Source organism: Streptomyces sp. 378, assembly GCF_030124145.1.
GTDB lineage: Bacteria > Actinomycetota > Actinomycetes > Streptomycetales > Streptomycetaceae > Streptomyces.
Map to the genome: position 1 here is coordinate 331043 of NZ_JASKMS010000004.1, position 20411 is coordinate 351453.

Annotated in this window: 20 protein-coding genes; 18 read left to right on the forward strand and 2 right to left on the reverse strand. The window is 70.4% G+C overall.

Translation table 11 applies throughout. From position 1 onward, the window contains the following. The 3 genes from QNO09_RS08525 (at nt 1) to QNO09_RS08535 (ending at nt 2940) form a co-directional block, all read left to right on the forward strand. Nucleotides 1–903: an anti-sigma factor RsbA family regulatory protein gene (locus QNO09_RS08525; RefSeq protein ID WP_283969447.1), complete on the forward strand. Its 903-nt coding sequence runs from the start codon at nt 1–3 to the stop codon at nt 901–903. A gap of 81 nt (nt 904–984) precedes the next feature. Beyond that, a complete protein-coding gene (locus tag QNO09_RS08530) occupies nt 985–1467 on the forward strand; it encodes an ATP-binding protein (RefSeq protein ID WP_283969448.1) in 483 nt (160 codons plus the stop codon). Between the two features lie 156 nt (nt 1468–1623). Next, complete coding sequence (locus QNO09_RS08535; RefSeq protein WP_283969449.1) at nt 1624–2940, forward strand: Nramp family divalent metal transporter; 1317 nt, start codon at nt 1624–1626, stop codon at nt 2938–2940. Nucleotides 2941–3008: 68 nt separating this feature from the next. On the opposite strand, the gene QNO09_RS08540 is transcribed toward QNO09_RS08535, so the two are convergent. Continuing rightward, nucleotides 3009–4697, reverse strand: a complete 1689-nt coding sequence (locus QNO09_RS08540; RefSeq protein WP_283969450.1) for a chitinase — start codon at nt 4695–4697, stop codon at nt 3009–3011. 425 nt (nt 4698–5122) lie between these two features. Between QNO09_RS08540 and QNO09_RS08545 the strand changes: the two genes are divergently transcribed. The 15 genes from QNO09_RS08545 (at nt 5123) to QNO09_RS08615 (ending at nt 20036) form a co-directional block, all read left to right on the forward strand. Beyond that, nucleotides 5123–5956 carry a hypothetical protein gene (locus QNO09_RS08545; protein ID WP_283969514.1) on the forward strand — a complete coding sequence of 278 codons (834 nt, stop codon included), beginning with the start codon at nt 5123–5125 and terminating at the stop codon, nt 5954–5956. A 70-nt stretch (nt 5957–6026) separates the two neighbouring features. Next, nucleotides 6027–6734, forward strand: a complete 708-nt coding sequence (gene cpaB, locus QNO09_RS08550) for a Flp pilus assembly protein CpaB (protein ID WP_283969451.1) — start codon at nt 6027–6029, stop codon at nt 6732–6734. Nucleotides 6735–6743: 9 nt separating this feature from the next. Further along, complete coding sequence (locus QNO09_RS08555) at nt 6744–7976, forward strand: CpaE/TadZ family protein (protein WP_283969452.1); 1233 nt, start codon at nt 6744–6746, stop codon at nt 7974–7976. Continuing rightward, complete coding sequence (locus tag QNO09_RS08560; protein ID WP_283969453.1) at nt 7973–8365, forward strand: pilus assembly protein; 393 nt, start codon at nt 7973–7975, stop codon at nt 8363–8365. Before QNO09_RS08555 ends, QNO09_RS08560 begins: the two co-directional genes overlap by 4 nt. Continuing rightward, entirely contained in the window at nt 8362–8718 is a 357-nt protein-coding gene (locus QNO09_RS08565; RefSeq protein WP_283969454.1) for a TadE/TadG family type IV pilus assembly protein, read from the forward strand. Before QNO09_RS08560 ends, QNO09_RS08565 begins: the two co-directional genes overlap by 4 nt. Before the next feature lie 24 nt (nt 8719–8742). Next, nucleotides 8743–10080 (forward strand): TadA family conjugal transfer-associated ATPase, encoded by a 1338-nt coding sequence (locus tag QNO09_RS08570; protein WP_283969455.1) that lies wholly within the window; start codon nt 8743–8745, stop codon nt 10078–10080. Between the two features lie 9 nt (nt 10081–10089). Continuing rightward, entirely contained in the window at nt 10090–11034 is a 945-nt protein-coding gene (locus tag QNO09_RS08575) for a type II secretion system F family protein (protein WP_283969456.1), read from the forward strand. A 16-nt stretch (nt 11035–11050) separates the two neighbouring features. Further along, a complete protein-coding gene (locus QNO09_RS08580; protein ID WP_283969457.1) occupies nt 11051–11938 on the forward strand; it encodes a DUF5936 domain-containing protein in 888 nt (295 codons plus the stop codon). 700 nt (nt 11939–12638) lie between these two features. Further along, nucleotides 12639–14036, forward strand: coding sequence for a sensor histidine kinase (locus QNO09_RS08585; RefSeq protein ID WP_502962266.1), 1398 nt, complete (start codon nt 12639–12641; stop codon nt 14034–14036). 29 nt (nt 14037–14065) lie between these two features. Continuing rightward, nucleotides 14066–15016, forward strand: a complete 951-nt coding sequence (locus QNO09_RS08590) for a response regulator transcription factor (protein ID WP_283969458.1) — start codon at nt 14066–14068, stop codon at nt 15014–15016. A gap of 145 nt (nt 15017–15161) precedes the next feature. Beyond that, a complete protein-coding gene (locus tag QNO09_RS08595) occupies nt 15162–15395 on the forward strand; it encodes a Flp family type IVb pilin (RefSeq protein ID WP_283969459.1) in 234 nt (77 codons plus the stop codon). Further along, nucleotides 15392–15994: a pilus assembly protein TadG-related protein gene (locus tag QNO09_RS08600; protein ID WP_283969460.1), complete on the forward strand. Its 603-nt coding sequence runs from the start codon at nt 15392–15394 to the stop codon at nt 15992–15994. Before QNO09_RS08595 ends, QNO09_RS08600 begins: the two co-directional genes overlap by 4 nt. Before the next feature lie 34 nt (nt 15995–16028). After that, the gene (locus QNO09_RS08605) at nt 16029–16610 is read left to right on the forward strand and encodes a hypothetical protein (protein WP_283969461.1); all 582 of its coding nucleotides are present in this window, start codon (nt 16029–16031) and stop codon (nt 16608–16610) included. 8 nt (nt 16611–16618) lie between these two features. Continuing rightward, the gene (locus QNO09_RS08610; RefSeq protein WP_283969462.1) at nt 16619–17269 is read left to right on the forward strand and encodes an OmpA family protein; all 651 of its coding nucleotides are present in this window, start codon (nt 16619–16621) and stop codon (nt 17267–17269) included. Between the two features lie 202 nt (nt 17270–17471). Further along, the gene (locus tag QNO09_RS08615) at nt 17472–20036 is read left to right on the forward strand and encodes a hypothetical protein (protein ID WP_283969463.1); all 2565 of its coding nucleotides are present in this window, start codon (nt 17472–17474) and stop codon (nt 20034–20036) included. An 85-nt stretch (nt 20037–20121) separates the two neighbouring features. Here QNO09_RS08615 and QNO09_RS08620 read toward each other — a convergent pair whose 3' ends face one another. Next, nucleotides 20122–20385 (reverse strand): hypothetical protein, encoded by a 264-nt coding sequence (locus QNO09_RS08620; protein WP_283969464.1) that lies wholly within the window; start codon nt 20383–20385, stop codon nt 20122–20124. Between the last annotated feature and the right edge of the window lie 26 nt (nt 20386–20411).

The following is a 20411-nucleotide window of genomic DNA, read 5'->3' on the forward strand; positions in this document are numbered from 1 at the left end:
ATGACCACCGGACAACGCGGCGCCTTCGACCACCGCATGGCCGTCTTCGACTCCGACGACGGCTTCGTCGCCGCCGCCCTGCCCTTTCTCGGCGAAGGACTCGGCGCCTCCGGCGAACCGCCGCCGGTGGCCATCGCCGCCCCGCGCCATCTGGACCTCCTGCGGGACGCCCTCGGCCGGGACGCGAAGGACGTCACCTGCATCCCGCACACCGACTGGTACACCGGCTCCGCCGCCAACGCCGTCGCCCGGGCCGCCGCGTACCTCACCGCGCACGCCGGCCCCGGTGGCCGGATCCACCTCGTCATGGAGCCCGTCTGGAGCGGTCGCGCCGGCCGCTCGGCCCGCGAGACCACCGAGTGGATCCGCTACGAGGCCTTCGCCAACCTCCTCTTCGCGCCCATGGCCACGACCGCCCTGTGCGCGTACGACACCCGCACCGCCGGGCCCGCCGTCGTCGCCGCGGCCCGCCGCACCCACCCCGACACGGAGGTGTACGAGGACCCGCTGCGCCTCGCGGCCGAACTCGACGCCGTGCCCCTGCCGTTGCCCCCGGCCGGTGCGCGGCCCCTGCGGGAGCCGGACGCCGCCGGCGTGCGGCGCTGGGCAGCGGATCGGGGGCTGCCCGCCGCCGACGCCGAGCTGTTCGCCGCCGCGGTGGCGGAGACGGCGGCGGCCCTCGCGCCCCTCGGGGGTGACGCCCTGCTCTGGGGCGAGGCACCCGCCTGCGTCTGTGAACTGCGCTCGGCCCGCCGTCTCGACGACCCGCTCGCCGGCTTCGTCCCGCCCTCCGCCGCGGGCCCGGAACCGGGCCCGGGACTCTGGTACGCGCGTCAGGTCTGCGCCTACGTGGACATCCGCGACGACGCCGACGGAGCGACGGTCCGTCTCCAGTACGCATGACCACCCCACCTACGCGAACAGGTAGGGGATCGGGTAGTCCTCCCCGTGCGCCGGACCACCCCCGCGGATCACCCTTGACCCATGCTGCAACTCTCCGGGTGGTCCCTCCCGGACCCCGACGCCCAGTACGGCCCGTTCCCGCAACCGCCCCTGGGAGCAGGCCATCTGAGTGTCGAGTACGCACCGCGGCCCTCCGCCGTCCGCGAGGCGCGTGCGGAGGTCCGCAGGCAGCTGGAGGCCTGGGGGCTCGCCGAGCGCGGTGAGGTGGCCGAGGCGGCCGAACTGCTCGTCGGTGAACTGGCGGCCAACGCCCTGGTGCACGCCCGGAGCCGCTTCCGGCTCACGCTCTTCGCCGCGCACGGTGTGCTGCGCTGCGAGGTCGCCGACGGCGAACACCGCGTGCCGCGGGTGCTGGACGCGGGCACGGGGGAGAGCGGCCGCGGAATGTTCCTGGTGGACGCGCTCGCCCAGCGGTGGGGCTGCCACCGGGACGGGCCGGGCAAGACCGTGTGGTTCGAGCTCGGCACATGCGGATCGGGCGGCTGTGGTCGGCGACAGCCGTGACGCTCCGCCGGCCGGGCCCCGGCGGTGCGTCCAGCCGCCCGGGCCCGGCTCCGGCCCGCTCGTCGTCGTGGTGGTTTCGCGCAGGTCTCGCACCCCCGGGGTGATTCCGTCCAGGCCCTCTTGTCGGTCCGGCCTCCTTGCGGTTTCTTGACCTTCATGGCGGACACCACGGGCAACACCACGGAAAGCGCGGCCACCCATCCCCCGCAGCCCCGGAAGGCGAGCTGGAAGTACATCGGGCCGGGCATCGTCGTCGCGGCGACCGGCGTCGGGGCCGGCGATCTGGTCGCCACCCTCATCGCGGGCAGCAACTTCGGCTACACGCTCCTGTGGGCCGCGATCATCGGCTGCCTGGTGAAGATCTCCCTGGCGGAGGCGGCGGGCCGCTGGCATCTGTCCACCGGCCGCACCCTGTTCGACGGCTGGGCGAGCCTCGGCCGCTGGACCACATGGTTCTTCGCGGTCTACGTCGTGGTCTGGGGGTTCGTCTACGGCGCCGCGGCGATGTCGTCGAGCGCGCTGCCGTTGCAGGCGCTGTTCCCGGACGTGATGGACCTCAAGTGGTGGGGCATCGCCTGCGGTCTGGTCGGACTGGTCTTCGTCTGGTTCAACAAGTACGCGGTGTTCGAGAAGGTCATGACGATTCTGGTGGGCGTCATGTTCGTGGTGACGGTGTACCTGGCGGTCCGTGTCACGCCGAACATCCCCGACGCCTTCGCCGGGCTCCTGCCGGTGCTGCCGGACGAGAAGGACTCGATCCTCAACACGCTGGGTCTGATCGGCGGCGTGGGCGGCACGATCACGCTCGCGGCGTACGGCTACTGGGTCAACGCCAAGGGCTGGACCGACACCGGCTGGATGAAGGTCATGCGGCTGGACAACCGCGTCGCCTACGCCACGACCGGCATCTTCGTCATCGCCATGCTGTTCGTCGGCGCGGAGCTGCTGCACTCGGCGAACATCGCGATCGCGAGCGGCGACAAGGGCCTGGTCCAGCTGGGCGACATCCTGGAGGACGAGTACGGCTCGGCGACGGCGACGTTCTTCCTCATCGGCTTCTTCGCCACGTCCTTCACCTCGCTCATCGGCGTCTGGCACGGCGTGAGCCTGATGTTCGCCGACTTCGTGGGCCGTCTGTCGGGCCGGGGCCGGGCCAGGGGCGCGGAGGTCGCCTCGGGCGAACGCGAGCGTTCCCGGCCGTTCCGCGCCTATCTGCTCTGGCTGACCTTCCCGCCGATGATCCTGCTCTTCGAGGGCCAGCCCTTCCGCCTGATCATCATCTACGGCGTCCTCGGCGCGGCCTTCCTCCCCTTCCTCGCCGCGACCTTGATCTGGCTGCTCAACTCCTCGCGTACGCCCCGCGAGTGGCGCAACGGCCCCCTCAGCAACGCGATGCTGGCCGGGGCGGGCCTGCTGTTCCTCGTCCTGTGCGTGAAGCAGATCTGGGACCAGCCGTGGGGGGAGTTCTTCTAGAGCGGCGAGCGGCGAGCGGGGTGAGGGGAGTCGCGGCCCCCCTCACCCCGCCGGCCTCGTCGGTCTGGCTACGGCAGCCCGTGCACGTGCGGTCCCACCGCGCTGGACCACGCGTTGCCCGCCGTCGCGTCCCAGTTGGTCGACCAGGTCATCGCGCCCCGCAGGTCGGGGTAGGTCCGGGGCGGTGTGAAGGTGCCGCAGTTCGTGGCCCTGGTCAGGCAGTCCAGGGCGTTGTTCACCACGGTCGGGGAGACGTAGCCGCTGCCCGCCCCGCGCGTCGAGGCCGGCAGGCCCAGACCCACCTGGGAGGGGGCGAGGCCGTTCTCCAGCTGGATGCAGGCCAGGGCCGTGAGGAAGTCGACCGAGCCCTGGCTGTAGACCTTGCCGTCGCAGCCGAGCATGGAGCCGCTGTTGTAGTACTGCATGTTGACGACCGTGAGGATGTCCTTCACGTTCAGCGCGGTCCGGAAGTAGCCGTTGGACGTCGACTGCATGTCGATGGTCTGGGGAGCCATCGTGAGGACGAGTGACGGGCCCGCCTTCGCCGACAGCGCGCGCAGCGCCTGCGTCATGTACGTCGCGTCGAGGCCGTTCTCCAGGTCGATGTCGACCCCGTCGAAGCCGTACGTCTGCATCACGGAGTACACGCTGTTCGCGAAGTTGGCCGCGGCTGTGGCGTCGTTGACCGACACCGTGCCGCGCTCTCCGCCCACGGAGATGACGACCTTCTTGCCCGCGGCCTGCTTGGCGCGCACGTCCGCCTTGAACTGGTCGACCGTGTAGCCCTTCAGCCCGGCCGAGTCCAGGGTGAAGGACACCGCCCCGGGCGTGCCCGTGGCGTCCGCGAAGGCCACCGCGATGATGTCGTACGCGGCGGGGACGTCCGAGATGCGCTGGACCGTCGCGCCGTTGTCGAAGTTCTGCCAGTAGCCGGTCACCACGTGCTTGGGGAGCGCGGGGCCCGGGCCGTTCGGCTGCCTCGTGGTTCCCGTCACCGCCGCCGACTTCGGCGACTCACCGGCCCCGTTCGACGCCGTGACCTGGAAGGAGTACGACGTCGAGGCGGCGAGTCCGGTGACCGTCGCCGAGGTGCCGGAGACGGCCGTCACCTTCGTGCCGTCGCGGTAGACGGTGTAACCCGTCGCTCCGGAGACCGTGTTCCAGGCGAGGGAGACCGACGAGGACGTCGTGCCGGAGACGTTCAGGCCGCTCGGCGCGGACGGGATCGTGGGGCCCGGGTCCGTGCCCCCGCCGCCGTCGGGGCCGAACACCGACACGTCGTCGGCGTAGTACGCCGCCTGCCCGTACCAGCCGTGCGTGTACACCGTCACCGATGTCGTGGACGAACCCGTCCTGAAGCTCGTCGACAGCTGCTTCCAGGAGGAGGAGTCCGGCGTCCAGGTGGACACGTCCGTGGTGCCCGTGCCCGTCACACCGAGGTAGGCGTACCCGCCCCGCACCCACGCGCCCAGCGTGTAGGTGGAGTTCGGCTTCACCGCCACCGTCTGGCCGCACCGGGCGTTGTCCTGCCCCGACGGGGTCGCCCGCAGCGCGGCCGACCCGGAGTGCGCCGGGGAGGAGACCGTCGTCCCGCTGCCCGCCGAGCAGGTCCAGTCGCTCAGGCCCGACTCGAAGCCGGCGTTCCTGGCGTTGTTGACGTCGGCGGCGTTCGCCTGGCCGACGGTCGTGACAGTGAGGGCCAGGGCAGCCGTGACGGCACCCGACCACAGCCGCAGGGATCGTCTGTGTCTGGACATGACAAGAAAATGGTCCAGACCAGCGACGGTGTCAAGAGGTCCAGACCAACTTGTCGCCCAGCAGTTCCCCCGACCCTTCATGCCCGGCTTGAAGTCCTTCTCGGCGGCGACCGGCGCGGCATCCGCGAAACGAAGGCCCACCGTCAACGCCAGGCTCCCTGGGTCCATCGCCCGGAACCGCCGGAGCCCGTCACAACGACCGGCAAGATGCTCAACCTGCCCCGTTTTGGCGCATCTTGTGCAACGGCAGTTGCTCTCCAGCTACACAAACGCTGTTCTCCGGTCACAGAGCCGTGGATACAGTGCTGAGGTAGTCACGCAGTGAAGTCGACACGGTGCGCCGGAGTGACACCCGGCGTTCCGACGGGCATGGGGAAAACGGGGAGCTGCGCGTGCCAACTGCCATTGCCGTGACCAGCGCCGACATGGCGCTGCCGCCACAGGACGAACGGACCCTGCCCGCCGTCGTGCTCCGCGACATCGACCGACGCCCCCTGGAGCAGGCGCTCGCGGAGATGCAGGCCCTGGTCGAGCACCACGGCCATGTGATCGTGGTCTGCTCACAGGCCGCGCCCACCGCGGTGCAGCGACGGCTGCACACCCTGCGCTCCCTCATGGAGAGCGACCGGATCGCCCTGTTCCGGCCGGAACTTCCGCCCCTCGGACTCGCCGTCCTGGCCCGTCAGTTACGGCAGCTCGCCTCCTGCGACATCAGCCCCGGCGTACTCGCCTCGGCCGGCCGGCTGCTCGTCCACTACATCCACGCCGGCGCGCTCCTCAACTCCGTCACCCGGCTCGACCGCGTACCCGTCGGCCTGAAGTCGCACGCCAAGTCCTGGGTGCCCGGCACGCAGTTCGGTGTCCTCGCCCACCCCGAGCCGCACCTCGTCAGGATCACCCCCGAAGCCCAGCTCCCCGGCCCCGAGTTCGGCACCTGGATGCTCGTCGCCAAGGGCCAGCTCCAGTCCGACTGGGTCACGGGCACCCTCGCCCCCTCCTGGAAGGTGCAGGGGCTGCGCGAGACCCCGCTCCCGGCCGAGTCGCCCGGCTGGTGGGGCACCGGCAAGCTCATCGAGTTCTGCAGCTACCTGCCCGACCTGTCCGTCCTCTACCAGCTGGTCACGTCCGTACGCCGGGGTCGGTGCCACTGGTGCGGGATCGACGTCATCGGTGACCGCTGCGTGTTCTGCTCGGCCACGCCCCCCGCCCACGAGAGTCCGCCCGGCCGACAGCTCGAGAACCGGACGGCCGTCGGGTGAGGCCCGGCACCGCTCGTCAGCCCTGTTCCGATCCCGCTCGACCGATATCCCCAACGAGGTTGTACGGTTCATGAACTCCCGTCAGCGCCGCGGCGTGATTCTCCTGCTCCTGTCGGTCATTTGCGCCCTCGGCGCCTTCGCCGGCGTGCTCTCCGTCATCAGTGACGTGAAGTCGAAAGTCGGCCCCGAGGTCACCGCCTACCGGCTCACCTCCGACGTGCCGCCCTACACCACCCTCAGCACGGGCCAGTTCGAGGAGATCACGATGCCCGAACGGTGGCTGTCCGACAACGCGGTCACCGATCTGCGGGAGATCCAGGGCAAGATCGCCGTGACCACGCTGCGCGCGGGCTCCCTGCTCCAGTCCGACATGATCGTCCGCCGGCCGGCCCTCCAGCCCGGCCAGCAGGAGGTCGCCATCATGATCGACGCGGCCACCGGCGTGGCCGGCAAGATCACCCCCGGGGCCTCGGTCAACGTCTACGCCACCTTCGAGGGCGCGCGCGAGGGCGACCCCGACCAGTCGAAGATCATCGTCACCAACGCCAAGGTCCTCGACGTCGGCGAATTCACCCCGCTCAAGCCCGACGAGGGCAACCGCACCCAGCAGCCCACCGACGCCGTCCCGATCACGTTCGCGCTGTCCGCCCTCGACGCCCAGCGCATCACCTACGCCGAGTCGTTCGCCAAGCGGGTCCGGCTCGCCCTCGTCGCGCCCGGCAGCGACACCACCGTCCCCGAGCGGGACCGGACGTACGAACTCGCGAAAGACAAGTGAGAGGCTGCCATGCCCACGAGGATCCTCCCGGCAGTCGGTGACGCGGACGCGGTCCGGTCCGTCACGACGCTGCTCAGCCAGCTCCCGGACGCCGAGCCCGTCGCCCCGGTGGTCGACTCCACCCAGCTCATCGACACCCTCGCCCGGCTGGCCGCCGAGTCCGTCGACGAGCTGCCGGAAGTCGTGGTCGTGCACGAGCGGATCGGTCCCGTCCCGGCGTTGGAGCTGATCCGCGAAGTGGCCCTGCGCTTCCCGGCCGTCGGCGTCATCCTCGTCACCTCCGACGCGAGCCCCGGCCTCTTCCAGGCCGCCATGGACTACGGGGCCCGCGGCCTGGTCGCCCTGCCGCTCAGCTACGAGGAACTCGCCAGCCGCGTCCAGGCCGTCGCCCAGTGGTCCGTCGGCGTACGCCGGCACCTGGGCGCCGGCGGCGACGTCTTCACCGGCGTCGGCGGCACCGTCGTCACGGTCAGCGGCGCCAAGGGCGGAGCCGGGACCACCCTGACCGCGATCCAGCTGGCGCTGGCCGCCCAGGCCTCCGGCCGCAGCACCGCCCTGGTCGACATGGACCTCCAGACCGGCGACGTCGCCTCCTACCTGGACGTCCAGTTCCGCCGCTCCGTCGTCGACCTGGCCGCGATCACCGACATCTCACCCCGCGTCCTCGCCGACGCCGTCTTCCGCCACGACAGCGGCCTCGCCCTGCTGCTCGCCCCCGCCGAGGGGGAACGCGGCGAGGACGTCACCGACCGCGCCGCCCGGCAGATCGTCAGCGCCCTGCGCTCGCGCTACGAGGTCGTCGTCATCGACTGCGGCGCCCAGCTCGGCGGCGCCGGGGCGGCGGCGGTGGAGATGGCCGACCGGGCCCTGCTGGTCACCACCCCGGACGTGGTGGCCGTCCGGGGCGCCAAACGGGCCGTGCGGATGTGGGACCGGCTGCAGATCCGCAAGGCCGAGGAGACCACCGTCGTCGTCAACCGGCACTCGCGCGCCACGGAGATCCAGCCGCCCCTGATCCAGAAGATCACCGGCACGGCGGTCGCGGCCACCGTGGTCCCCGCCAACTTCAAGGAACTGCAGAGCGTCGTCGACGCGGGCCGCGTCCACGAACTGGAGAGCAAGAGCTCGGTGAAGCAGGCCCTGTGGGGCCTTGCGGGGGAGCTGGGCCTGGTCAAGGCCCCGGACGGTGCCCAGAAGGGAGGCCGGGGGGCGGTGAGCTTTCGGCGGAGGAGGGAGGGATGAACGTGCCCTTGAGAGAGCGGGAGCGGGATCGGGGCCAGGTGACCATCGAGTTCCTCGGCATGACGCCGACGATCATCGTGACGCTGATCGCCCTGTGGCAGGCGGTCCTCGTCGGCTACACCTTCATCCTCGCGGGCAACGCCGCGGACGAGGCGGTACGCCAGGCGACGGCGGCGGAGCCGGGGGCGCGGCAGGGGGCGTGCGAGGAGGCCGGGCTCAGGCACCTGTCGGAGGCGTGGCGATCCGGCGCCACCGTGACCTGCGGCGGCTCCGGCTATGTGACGGCCGACGTCAGGCTGGAAGTGCCGATCCTCTTCCCCGGCACGCTGTCCTTCGGGTTCACGGTCCGCGGCCACGCCGGGGCGGTCGAGGAGGCGAAACCGAGATGACCGGTGTCCGCAAGGGCCGCGACCGCGGCCAGGTCGCCATCGAGTACATCGGCTTCCTGCCGATCCTGCTGATCGTCGCCCTGGGGGCCGTGCAGCTCGGCCTGATCGCCTACACGGCCCAGCAGGCCGGCACGGCGGCCCGGACCGGGGCACGCAGCGCGTCGCTGGACGGGCCGCACGAGGCGGACTGCCGTGCCGCGGTGAGCAGTTGGCTGGCCGACGGGACGAGCTGCCCGGCGTCGATCGGCGGGGAAGAGGTCACGGTCACGGCCACCGTGCAGATCCCGTCCCTCGTGCCGGGCTGGGAGTTCGACCCCGCCGTCAAGACCGCCACGATGCCGCGCGACCACTGAGCCAGAGCGAGGAGCACCGCACTCATGAGCCTGCGAGCACGCATCAACACCCCCGAGGAGAACGGCAACCGGGGCGAGGACGGCCACATGGTCGCCTCCTACCGGGCCAAGCTCCTGGAGGAGATCGACCTCGCGGAGATGAGTTCGCTGGCCGCCGCCGAGCGCAGGGCCCGGCTGGAGCGGGTGCTCGGGCACATCATCAGCCGCGAGGGCCCGGTCCTGTCGACGGTGGAACGCTCGCAGCTCATCCGCAGGGTGGTCGACGAGGCACTGGGCCTGGGCATCCTGGAGCCCCTCCTCGAAGACGCGTCCATCACCGAGATCATGGTCAACGGCCCGGACGCGATCTTCGTGGAGCGCGGCGGCCGGGTCGAGCAACTGCCCCTGCGCTTCGCCTCCAACGACCAGCTCATGCAGACCATCGAGCGCATCGTCTCCACGGTCAACCGCCGCGTGGACGAGTCGAACCCGATGGTCGACGCCCGTCTGCCCTCCGGGGAGCGCGTCAACGTCATCATCCCGCCGCTGTCCCTGACCGGCGCCACCCTCACCATCCGCCGCTTCCCGCGCTCCTTCACGCTCCAGGAGCTGATCGGCCTCGGCTCGCTCGACGAGCACATGCTGTACCTGCTGGCGGGCCTGGTGCAGGCGAAGTTCAACATCATCGTCTCGGGCGCGACGGGCACCGGCAAGACGACGCTGCTCAACGCCCTCTCCGGCCTCATCCCCGAGGGCGAACGCATCATCACCATCGAGGACTCCGCCGAACTCCAGCTCCAGCAGCCCCACGTGATCCGCCTGGAGTCCCGCCCGCCGAACGTCGAGGGCAAGGGCCAGATCACCATCCGTGACCTCGTGCGCAACTCCCTGCGCATGCGCCCCGACCGGATCGTCGTCGGTGAGGTCCGCGGCGGCGAGTCGCTCGACATGCTCCAGGCGATGTCCACCGGCCACGACGGCTCACTCGCCACCGTCCACGCCAACAGCGCCGAGGACGCGCTGATGCGGCTCCAGACCCTGGCGTCCATGTCGGACGTGGAGATCCCCTTCGTGGCGCTGCACGACCAGATCAACAGCGCGGTCGACGTCATCGTGCAGCTGACCCGCTTCGCCGACGGCGCCCGCCGCATCACCGAGGTCGCGCTGATGGACAGCCACGGCAGCGACCCGTACCGCCTGGTCACGGTCGCCCGCTTCGCCGCACAGCCCATGACCTCCGACGGCCGTATCCACGGCGCCTTCGAGTACTTCCCGCTCCCGCGCCGCACCGCCGACCGCCTCTACATGGCGAGCCAGCCCCTCCCACAGGCGTTCGGCATCGCCCGGTCGGCGGACCAGCTAGCCACCCGAGAAGCCAGGTAGGACCGACCGATGGAACTGCAATCGCTCATCACGCTCACCACCGGCGTCACACTGCTGACCTGCGTCCTCGTGGTCGTCGGCCTGCACTCCTACGCCATGGGCAAGGCACAGCGGCAGGCCCTGGTCGACCGCCTGTCCGCCACCGGCCAGATCCCGACCGGCGGCCGGCGCCGCAACTTCCGCGGGATCGACCGCCGTCTGCGACGCACCAAGCTCGGCAAGAAACTGGAACTCCGCCTGGCGGCCACCGGCCTGGACATCACCCCCGGCGAGTTCTTCGTCTACATGCTCGCCACGGTCGCGGGCCTGTGGCTGATCGGCCAGGCGGCCCTGGCGCCGTTCTTCGGGCCGCTGGCGGGTCTGCTCGGCATCGGCGTCGCCGTCCAGTTCCTCAACTGGCAACGCCAGAAACGCATCGAGAAGTTCATCAACCAGCTCCCCGAAATGGCCCGGATCCTCGCCAACGCCACCCAGGCTGGCCTCGCCCTGCGCACGGCGATCGGCATGGCGGCGGAGGAGATGGAAGCCCCGGCGGGCGAGGAACTGGGCAAGGTGTCCAACCAGCTGGCGGTCGGCGCCTCGATGGACGATGCGCTGGGGGAACTGGCGGACCGCCTCCCGTCCCGTGAGCTGGTGGTGCTGGTCACCACGTTGGTGCTGTCGAACCGGGCGGGCGGGCAGGTCGTGAGCGCGCTGCGGAACCTGACGGAGACCTTGGAGGAGCGGAAGGAGACGCGGCGGGAAGTGCGGACGCAGTTGTCACAGGTGAACATGACGTCGTACGCGGTGCCGGTCCTGGGCGTCGGCTCCCTGTTCCTGATGAACGGGGTGAAGGACGGTGCCCTGGACCGCATGACCGGATCCGCCTTCGGCCAGGCGGCGGTCATCATCGCCTTCTCGCTCTACGCCGTCGGCTTCGTACTCATCCGCCGCCTGTCCCGCATCGACGTCTGAGAGCCCGGAGGCAACCATGGGACTGCTCCTCGCCCTGCTGATGGGCCTCAGCGTCTGGGGCGTGTTCGCCGGCCTCCGCATGTACCGCGCGGAGGCCAAACTGCCCGGCGACCTCGCCCTGGCCCTGGAGGTCGGCTCCACCCGCACCGGCGCCGTCGACTCGCTCGTCGACCGCCTCGGCATGCGCTACGCCCCCGCGGTGCTGCGCCTGATGGGCCCCAAGCAGGTGGCCAGGTACCGCCGCAAGATCGACCTCGCCGGCAACCCCGGCGGCCTGACGATCGACCGGTACGCGGCGCGACGGGCGGTCTACGGCTTCCTCGGGGCCGTGGGCTTCCTGGTCTTCCTCATGCGCGGCCAGCTGTTCGTCGCCCTGCTCCTGCTGGCCTTCGGCGCGTTCTGGACGGAGGTCGGCATCTGGTCGGCGATCCGCATCCGCAAGGACGTCATCGAACGGACCCTGCCGGACTTCCTGGACGTCCTGGCGGTCGTGGTGAGCGCCGGCCTCGGCTTCCGCCAGGCACTGGACCGGGTCGCCTCCCGGTACGAGGGCCCCTGGGCCGACGAACTGCGCATCACCCTGCGCCAGATGGACCTCGGCGTGAGCCGCCGCCAGGCCTTCGCGGAACTGCGCCGCCGCAACGACTCCGAGCAGGTGGCGATGTTCGTGACAGCCCTCCAGCAGGGGGAGGAACTGGGCGCGCCGATCGTCGACACGCTGGTGTCCCTCGCCAAGGACATGCGCCGCACGGACGCCCAGAACGCCCGCCGCAAAGCCGCCCGGGCCGTCCCCAAGGCCACGATGATGATCACGACCTTCATGGTCCCGGCCACGATGCTTCTGCTCGGCGCGGGCCTGATCCTCGGCTCGGGCACGGACTTCGGCTCGGTGACGGGGAAGTAGGGAAGGGGGCGACGGTATGCCGATGACAGGGGAGCGGACGGGGCTGCTGGGCCGTCGACGCCGCCGGGCCGAGCGGACACCGGAGATCACCACACCTCCGGCGGGGACGGTGCTGCCGGCGCATGTCCGCACGGGCGCGCCGGACGTACCGGTGACGTCGGTGACGCCCGCGCTGCCGCCCGGCTGGGAGGCCGCCGGTGCCCTTGCCGGCGGGGAGCCGACCCTGCGGATCAAGGGGGGCGGACGCCGGAAGGCGCCGCTTCGCGCGGAGGCGGCATCCCCTGGGCAGCGCGCGGTGCCGATGGCCGGGGGCGGCGGATTGGCCCGGGGCGGTGGGCTGGACGGGGACGGTGGACCGGTTGGGGACGGCGGGCCAGCCGGGGGAGGCGGACCGGCCAGGAACGGCGGACCGGCCGGGAACGGGACACGTGGTCCGGCGGGACGGCCGAAGGACGATCGGGCACCGCGGGCCGACTCCGGGCCGCAAGGTCCTGCGGACGGCCGATGGGCCGGCGCCGCGACCCCGCAGGGGCCGACCGCACCCGGCGATGGCGGCGCGGTCGGTGCGGCCGGGAGCCGGATCCCGGCCGGAGGCAGGGCACCCGACGGCGACGGCGCGGTCGGTGCGGCCGGGAGCCGGATCCCGGCCGGAGGCAGGGCACCCGACGATGGCGGCGCGGTCGGTGCGGCCGGGAACCGGATCCCGGCCGAAGGCAGAGCACCCGACGGCGACGGCGCGGTCGGTGCGGCCGGGAGCCCGATCCCGGCCGAAGGCAGAGCACCCGACGGCGACGGCGCGGTCGGTGCGGCCGGGAACCCGATCCCCGCTGAAGTCAGGGCACCCGGTACGGCAGGCAGGCCCGCCCACCCCGCGATCGACATCCAGGTCAACGCCCTCCAGGCCATGTGCCGGCAGGTGTTCGGCTTCCGCCTGGCCATGATCGCCCTGGCCACCCCCACCGCCCTGGTCAACGCGAACGACGGCCTCCCCACCCGCCTCGTCGGCGCAGCCGTCGTCATCACCTTCATGACCTCCTACGTCCTCTTCAGGGACTGGGAGCGCTTCGGCCCGCTCCTCCTGCGCCACCCCTCCCTCCTCGCGGTGGACACCCTCTTCGGGGCACTCCTCCTCATCGCCGCAGGCCCCGACAGCACCCTCGCCTACGTCAGCGTCTGCACCCCGCTCCTGGCAGGGCTGGTCTACGGCTGGCGCGGCGCGGCGGTCTTCGCCTCCCTCCAGGCCCTCCTCCTGCTCCTCATCCACGCGGCACAGGAGGACCCGGCCCCGGGCATCACCGAGTCCGCCCTCCTCCCCGGCCTCTGCGTCATCGCCGGAGCCGTCGGCTCCAGCCTCCGCAACCTCATGCTCCGCTTCGGCGCGGCCACCCAGGCCCTCACCACCGTCCAGGCCCGTCTCGCCGTGACGGAGGCGGTCAGCGCCGAACGTGCCCGACTGGCACGCGAGATGCACGACTCCGTCGCCAAGACCCTGCACGGCGTGGCCCTGGCCGCCGACGGCCTGACCGGTTCGGCCGGCGCCGACCGCATGGACCCGGCCCTGGTGAGACGGCAGGCAGCCCTGGTCGCCCGCTCGGCCCGCCGGGCCGCCGCGGAATCCCGGGAACTCCTGGCCGACCTGCGCCGCGAATCGGACCCGTCCCAGGCCACGGACGTCCTCGTCGAACTCGCCGCCCGAACCCGCGACTTCAGCACCCGCACCGGCCTCCCCGCGGTCTACCGCCCCACCGGCGCCCACGCCGTGCCACCCGTCCCGCCGGCCGTGGCCCGCCAGCTCCTCACCATCGCGTCGGAAGCCATGGAGAACGCCCACCGCCACGCACACCCGACCCGCGTCGACGTCCGCGCGGGGGTCCACGGAGACCTGCTCCGCATCAGCGTCTACGACGACGGCCGCGGCCTCCCGCCCGGCACCACCCTCGAACAACTGCGCCGAGCGGGCCACTTCGGCCTGGTCGGCATGGTCGAACGCGCCGCCTCGGTCGGCGCCCGTATCCGCATAGGCCGCGGCGGCCACTCCCAGGGCACGGAGGTCCGCCTGGAACTCCCCCTGGCCGCCCTGACCACCCCCACCACATGACGACCGTACGACCCGAGAGGAGGCCCCTGATGCCGGACCACACACCCCACCCCACCGGCGCCCCGCAGCCGCCACCGCACGACCCGTTCGCCGACCTCCCGCAACCGGACCGGCCGACCCGCCGTCTCCGGGTCGTCGTGGCGGACGACAACCCCGTCGTCCGCGCCGGCCTCACCGCCCTGCTCTCCGGCCGCGCGGACATCGAGGTCGTGGCGGAGGCCGCCGACGGCCGCCAGGCCTACGAGGCCGCCCACCAGCACCGCCCGGACGTCGTGCTCCTCGACGTCCGCATGCCCGGCGTGGACGGCATCTCGGCCCTGCCGTACCTGGTGCAGATCGCCCCGGTGGTGATGCTCACCTACAGCAGGGAGTCGGAGGTCGTCCAGGAGGCCCTGCGACGAGGGGCGGGCGGCTACCTGGTCCACGGCGAGTTCACGGCCGACCAGCTGGTCGAGGCCGTACGGGACATCAAGGAGGGCCGGGCCCACTTCACCCACACGGCGGCGGGCGCCCTGCTGGCCCAACTCCGCCAGGGCCGGGCCCCGGCACCACCCCTCCCGGAGGGCTTGGGGCAAACATCAAGTGCGACTGCATACGGACTTTCCACTTCCGCCCAGCCGTATACGCAAACTCAGATCCTGCCCTCACCAGCACAGTTCACCACTCCACCACTCTCTTCGTCAGAAAACCTTTCGCAAGTGCAACCGCATGTGGGACAGTCTTCGTCTGGGTGGACGAGTGGCCGTCCGGCCGCTCCCGACAGGTCGCGGTTCGAACTGAGCACGAGGGAGGCGGAGATCATGGACCTCATCGCGTCCGGCATGAACAACCAGCAGATCGCCGCCACCTGCTTCATCAGTGAGAAGACCGTCAAGAACCACATCAACCGCATCTTCGCCAAGCTCCACAGCACCAGCCGCTCCGAGGCCGCCGCAAAGTGGATCGGCACGGCGCCGGACGCACACCGGGGACGGGGGTGATCGTCGGTGACACCGTGGGGGAACAGCCGGTTGGGCACAAGCGATTGGGCCCGGAATTGGGCCCAGGGGCCCTCTGGCGGACGGGTCGTACCGCCGTACGTTCCTCATGTCGAAAGCGACACAGCCGAACCCGGAGGGGAACACCATGAGCGACCTGATGCTGAAGACCGCCGTCGCGACCAAGGTCCGTGTGAACGGCTGGAAGAACACGACGGTCGACGCGATGCAGCGCCGCGCCGACGACAAGGGACAGACGGCGGTCGAGTATCTGGGCATCATCGCGGTGGTGGTGGCGATCGTGCTGGCGATTACGGGCACCAGCATCGGCTCGACGATCCTCGACAGGATCACGAACCTGGTCAACCGGGTCGGGAATTGACACGATCTCGCAAGTACGGCGACGCAGGGCAGGCCTTCCCCATCTACATCACGGTGGTGGGGGGCCTGCTCTTCCTTGCGCTCGCCTACTTCGCGGTCGGCCAGGCGACGGTGAATCGGGGCGGTGCCCAGACGGCGGCTGACGCCGCGGCGCTCGCGGCGGCCCAGGACGCGAGGGACCAGCTTGCGGGCGAGTGGGTCGAGGCTGTTCTCGACCCCGCCAAGTGGCAGGACATCTTCGACGGCGACGTACAACTGGTCGGTGACCCGTGCGCACGTGCCGATCAGTTGGCGGGCCGGAACGACGCCGATGTCCAGGGATGCTCGGCCACCGGATTGCCCCTCGGATACGAGGTCGTTGTGCAGACCCGGAAGCCCATGGGGGAGTCCATCGTCCCCGTCACAGCGCAGAAGAGGTCGAGGGCCAGCGCCACGGCCGTCATCCAGTCCCTCTGCGATTTCAAGCCTCTTGCCGAGGACGCGGGGGACGACGTGCTCCCTCGCCTCACCTGTGACGGCAGGAACTGGGACCTGAAACCGGACGACCTCACCGAGCTCCCAGAACCCGAGGATCTTTTCGACGTCCACCTGGCCGACTGAGAAGCGAACGACGAGCGATGAAGGAAGCGGAGAGATGAGCATGCGGTTCACTGAGAGGGCCCGCAGGAGGACGGTCGCGTTGACCCTGGCGGCCGGACTTGCCTTGGGGATGGCTGGCTGTGGCGGTGGTGGCGACGACGGCAAGAAGCCCGACACATCGGCCTCCGCTTCCAAGGACCGTGGCTCTGCACCGAGTGCCCAGGAGGGAAAGTCGGAGACGCCGCTGGCTGAACTAAAGGGCAAGGACGGCCTGCTCTTTCAGATCACGTCCACCCAGCGGGACACGGGCGGATTCCTCACCGTGAACGGCCAGTTCAAAAACGACGGTTCAGGCTCGTTGGTCATCCCAGCCGCACTGCGCGGCGACGAGACGGAGATCCTCAAACACGGCACATCGCTCGGAGGCGCGACCCTCGTGGACTCGAAGGGCAAGAAGCGCTACTACGTGCTGCGCGACACCGACGGGCGGCCGCTTACGACCACGGGCCTCACCACGATCGAGTCCGGCCAGACCATCCCCGTTTTCATCCAGTTCCCCACCCCGCCGGAGAGCGCAACCGAGGTCACTCTCCAGGTCCCGACGTTCTCCAGCGCCCCCATCAAGATCTCCGGGTGAGGCCGCCCATGAAGACCCCACCGCGCAGGCGAGCGGCGACTCCACGCCTCGCCCTGGTCCTCACCGCCGCCGGCCTCATGGTCGCCGCGAACCTCTACGGAGCCGTCTCGGCCCACGCCGACGAGACCCCCGGCGTACCCCCCGGCACCGAGGCCTCCGCCTCCGCCCCCGTCGAGGTCGACTCCAACGACCCCGACTTGAAGATCCCCGAAGGCGCCACCCTCGCCGAACCCAAGGTCCTCGACATCAAACAGGTCGTCGAAGACCAGAGCGGCGACGAACGCCGCGAAGACACCAACGCCCGCGTCAAGTTCGCCCTCCAGGCCGAGGTCCTCTTCGGCAAGGACAGCGCGAAACTGAGCGGCGAGGCGAAGGCCCGCATCTCCGCGATCGCCACCGAGATCAAGACACAGAACGCGACGAAGATCCGTGTCTTCGGCTTCACGGACAATCTCGGCTCCTCCGCTCACGGCGACGTCCTGTCCAGGAAACGGGCCGACGCCGTCCAGAACGTCCTCGACCAGGAACTGACCGACTCCAACGTCACGTACGAGGTGCGCGGCTACGGCGAGCAGTACCCGATCGCCGACAACTCCACGGAAACCGGCCGCAAGAAGAACCGCCGGGTCGAGGTCTCGTTCCCGCGCACGGAGAGCTGAGCCACCGAAAAGTGGGCCCGGGGTTGGGGCCACGGGCCCATGCGCGGGTGATCGACGTTCCTTAGCCTCGGCTCGGTGTCCGTGTTGAACAGCCGTTCATCGAACCGAGCCGAGGTCGCGCATGTCCACTGCCGGTGACCCGATACCCCCGGGCGGGATGTGGGGCGCACAGAACAGCCCGTCCTGGAACCGGCATTCGCCGATGCCAAGGGAGGTGGGCTGGGCGCAGGTCGTGCTGTGGGTGCAGTTCGCGCTGACAGCGCTGTACGTGGTCACCGTGCTGTCGGTGGTGACGTACTACTCCGGGGAGATCGTCGGGATCCTGGTGTACGACTCGCTGCCCAGCGTGGCCGGGATCTACCTCGCCCGGCGCATGTGGCGGGGCGGGGTGTGGACGAGTCGTGCACTGATCGCCGTACAGGCGTGGATCGTGTGGCTGTCGTTCGGCACGCTGCTGCACGGTGATCTGCGGGGCGTCACGCAGGCGGCGATGCCGGTGGCGGTCATCGTGCTGTTGCGCCGGGCCCGGTCGCGTGAGTGGTTCGAGAGCGCTCCTCAGGACAGGGAGAAGCGGCGGGCGTTCAGCCTGGGGAGAATGATCCGCTGGCGGCGGGACGAGGGCCAGACCGCGGTGGAGTACGCGGGGCTCATCGCGGTGGTCGCGGCGATCATCGTCGCACTGTCGGTGGGCGGCCTCGGCGGGCGTATCGCCGACGGCATCCAGTCGGCGGTCTGCTCGGTGACGGGCACGGCCTGCCCCGCTCCGCAGGGCGATGGTACGGAGACGGGTGCGGCCGGGGACAGCGACGGTACACAGCAAGGCGGTTCGGCCGACGGCGCCGAGGGCGGCAACGGCACCGACGGCGGCAATGGCGCGGGACCGGCCGGTACTGCGGACCTGGACGGTGGCGCGGGCCCGGACGGCGGCGCGAACGCGGACGGCGGCGCGGGGGAAGACGGTGGTTCGGGCGCGGATGGCGAGGCGGAGGCCGAAGGCGACCCGCCCACCCAGGGCGGTGCAAGTGACCAGGCAGGCACAGGCACAGGCAGCGGCGGTGGTGATGCAGGCGGCAACACCAACGACGGTGGCCCGGCGTGGTCGACTCGGATCATCACCTATGAGGGCGCGGGGACGAACGACACGGTCCCACTCGCTCCGGGGCCGTTCGACGAGAGGTCGCTCTGGGACGAGGTACATGACCAGGAACGCCACGACAGGACGTTCATGGACCATGTCCGGGGCTTCTTCGTAGCCCCGGCCAAGAGCTTCCTGGCCAGCACCATGGATGTCGTCAGCGACCCGGTCGGCTCGGTCAAGGACACCTGGAACGGTTTGACGGGCTACACCACCAACTGGTGGGGCGACAAGGCCGACGAACTGGGCGAGGAGTGGGACAAGGGGAACTACGTCTCCTCCGTATGGGGCTGGGTCAACTCGCCCGAGGACTTCGTGTCCGACCTGGCGACCGACACGTTCGTCGACAAGGAGAACTGGGAGAAGGGCAACTACGGAGCCTCCGCCGGCAACACCGTGATCAACGTCATCGGCATCTTCAGCCCGAAGACCATCACGAAGTTCACCAAGTTCAAGAATCTGGCCGAGGTAGGCGAATCCCTCGACAAGGCGACCGACGCGGCGGAGAAGACGCGCAAGGCTGCGGAGGCGGGTGATGCCGAGGGCGCTCGGAAGGCGGCGAAGGACGCCGACGAGGCCGCGGACACGGCCGAGAAGCAGGCCCGGGAGTCGGGCTGCACCATCGCGGCGCCGGCTCGCCGGATCCCGTACGGCGGCAACCCACCCGGGACCACCCCTGGCCTCCTCACCGGCTCCTCCGGCACAGACACCACGCTCCTCGCCGCCGGCCCGTCCGACTCTCCGTACGTCATCCTCGCCGAGGACGGCTGCGACGAGGAGGCCAAGCAGCAGGCCCAGGATGCCCGGGAGAAGGCGGACGAGGCACAGCAACTGGCCCTGGAGGCTCAGGCGGAGGCGTCGAAGGCCGCCATCAAGCAGGGCAGGCTCAGTATTGACGAGCGCAACATCGACGACTTCGTCAGGAACGCAAAGGACAACCCTGGCAAGAAGGAGATCGGCAAGGAGCAGGCGGCGGCCGCGCTCGCCGAGCTCACTGATCTCGCAGGACGCAAGAACGTCGACCGGGCGGGCGCGAGCAAGCTCGGCTCCGAAGTGACCAACGCGCGTACCGCCAGCAGGCTCGAGGAAATGCTGGCTGAGGTGCGCGGCGTGCGGCGCGCCTCGGAGGACGCGGCACCCGACAGCACCGTGCACACCGCCGTCGGTTCGGAGCACAACCGGCGTCAGGTCGAGGTCGCACCCGGAGAAGCCGTGGATGTGTCGGACGTGCCGGACGCCGATGTCCTGTACAAGGGGCGGGACGGCAGGGTGCACCTGGTCGAAGTGAAGAACACGGTGAACCCGACGCGGCAGCCGGAATTCGTCGGGAAGATCAACACACTCTCCGAGTGGAAGAAGGCGAATCCGGGCAGAACGACCCGAGTCGAGATCGACAAGCCTGATAAGTGGACTGAGGTTTTCCGGCCCATCAAGGGGCAGAAGGTCTCTCCCGCCCAGCTCATGAACGAAAAGGGAGTTGACGCTCGAATCGGTGATGCGGACTTCACGGCCAAGCAGCTGGGCGACATGCAGCGGGCGCTGGAGGCGAAGTACAGCCGAGGCGAGGAAATCGACTGGAACCGGTTGAACGACAACCCCAAGGGGGCGTTGGAGTACCTGGGTCTGGAATGACAGTAGGCCGGGGCGCAGACGAGAATGAGGGTGACGGCTCGCAAGCCGTCACCCCGTGACGCACAACTGATACCCCAGATTTCCGTCAGCCGCCGAACCAGACGAGGAGGCGGACGTTGTCCTCACCATGGAGTTCGGACAGCGTGCCCATCACATTCCACACAGGTTGCCATGGTCCGTCGGCCGGCACGAGGTCGCGATAGGCAGGGGAGACAGGTCGGTACACCTCGTCGCCCAGCAGGAGCTCTCCGTTGGCGGGCCACCGGGAGGGAGCGATGTTGCTTTCTCCGAACTTCGCGGCGGCCGAGTCGTACAGCGCGTCCGGGAGTGCGGCCAATCCCCCGGGCACGAGGGATCCTTCAGGGGCACGGGACC

Coding starts and splice junctions, on each gene's coding strand:
- QNO09_RS08560 (WP_283969453.1), top strand. CDS start 7,973: ATGAACGTGCCCTTGAGAGAGCGGGAGCGGGATCGGGGCCAGGTGACC.
- QNO09_RS08605 (WP_283969461.1), top strand. CDS start 16,029: ATGAGCATGCGGTTCACTGAGAGGGCCCGCAGGAGGACGGTCGCGTTG.
- QNO09_RS08535 (WP_283969449.1), top strand. CDS start 1,624: ATGGCGGACACCACGGGCAACACCACGGAAAGCGCGGCCACCCATCCC.
- QNO09_RS08540 (WP_283969450.1), bottom strand. CDS start 4,697: ATGTCCAGACACAGACGATCCCTGCGGCTGTGGTCGGGTGCCGTCACG.
- QNO09_RS08595 (WP_283969459.1), top strand. CDS start 15,162: ATGAGCGACCTGATGCTGAAGACCGCCGTCGCGACCAAGGTCCGTGTG.
- QNO09_RS08590 (WP_283969458.1), top strand. CDS start 14,066: ATGCCGGACCACACACCCCACCCCACCGGCGCCCCGCAGCCGCCACCG.
- QNO09_RS08610 (WP_283969462.1), top strand. CDS start 16,619: ATGAAGACCCCACCGCGCAGGCGAGCGGCGACTCCACGCCTCGCCCTG.
- QNO09_RS08555 (WP_283969452.1), top strand. CDS start 6,744: ATGCCCACGAGGATCCTCCCGGCAGTCGGTGACGCGGACGCGGTCCGG.
- QNO09_RS08570 (WP_283969455.1), top strand. CDS start 8,743: ATGAGCCTGCGAGCACGCATCAACACCCCCGAGGAGAACGGCAACCGG.
- QNO09_RS08565 (WP_283969454.1), top strand. CDS start 8,362: ATGACCGGTGTCCGCAAGGGCCGCGACCGCGGCCAGGTCGCCATCGAG.
- QNO09_RS08545 (WP_283969514.1), top strand. CDS start 5,123: ATGGCGCTGCCGCCACAGGACGAACGGACCCTGCCCGCCGTCGTGCTC.
- QNO09_RS08575 (WP_283969456.1), top strand. CDS start 10,090: ATGGAACTGCAATCGCTCATCACGCTCACCACCGGCGTCACACTGCTG.
- QNO09_RS08615 (WP_283969463.1), top strand. CDS start 17,472: ATGCCAAGGGAGGTGGGCTGGGCGCAGGTCGTGCTGTGGGTGCAGTTC.
- QNO09_RS08580 (WP_283969457.1), top strand. CDS start 11,051: ATGGGACTGCTCCTCGCCCTGCTGATGGGCCTCAGCGTCTGGGGCGTG.
- QNO09_RS08530 (WP_283969448.1), top strand. CDS start 985: ATGCTGCAACTCTCCGGGTGGTCCCTCCCGGACCCCGACGCCCAGTAC.
- cpaB (WP_283969451.1), top strand. CDS start 6,027: ATGAACTCCCGTCAGCGCCGCGGCGTGATTCTCCTGCTCCTGTCGGTC.
- QNO09_RS08525 (WP_283969447.1), top strand. CDS start 1: ATGACCACCGGACAACGCGGCGCCTTCGACCACCGCATGGCCGTCTTC.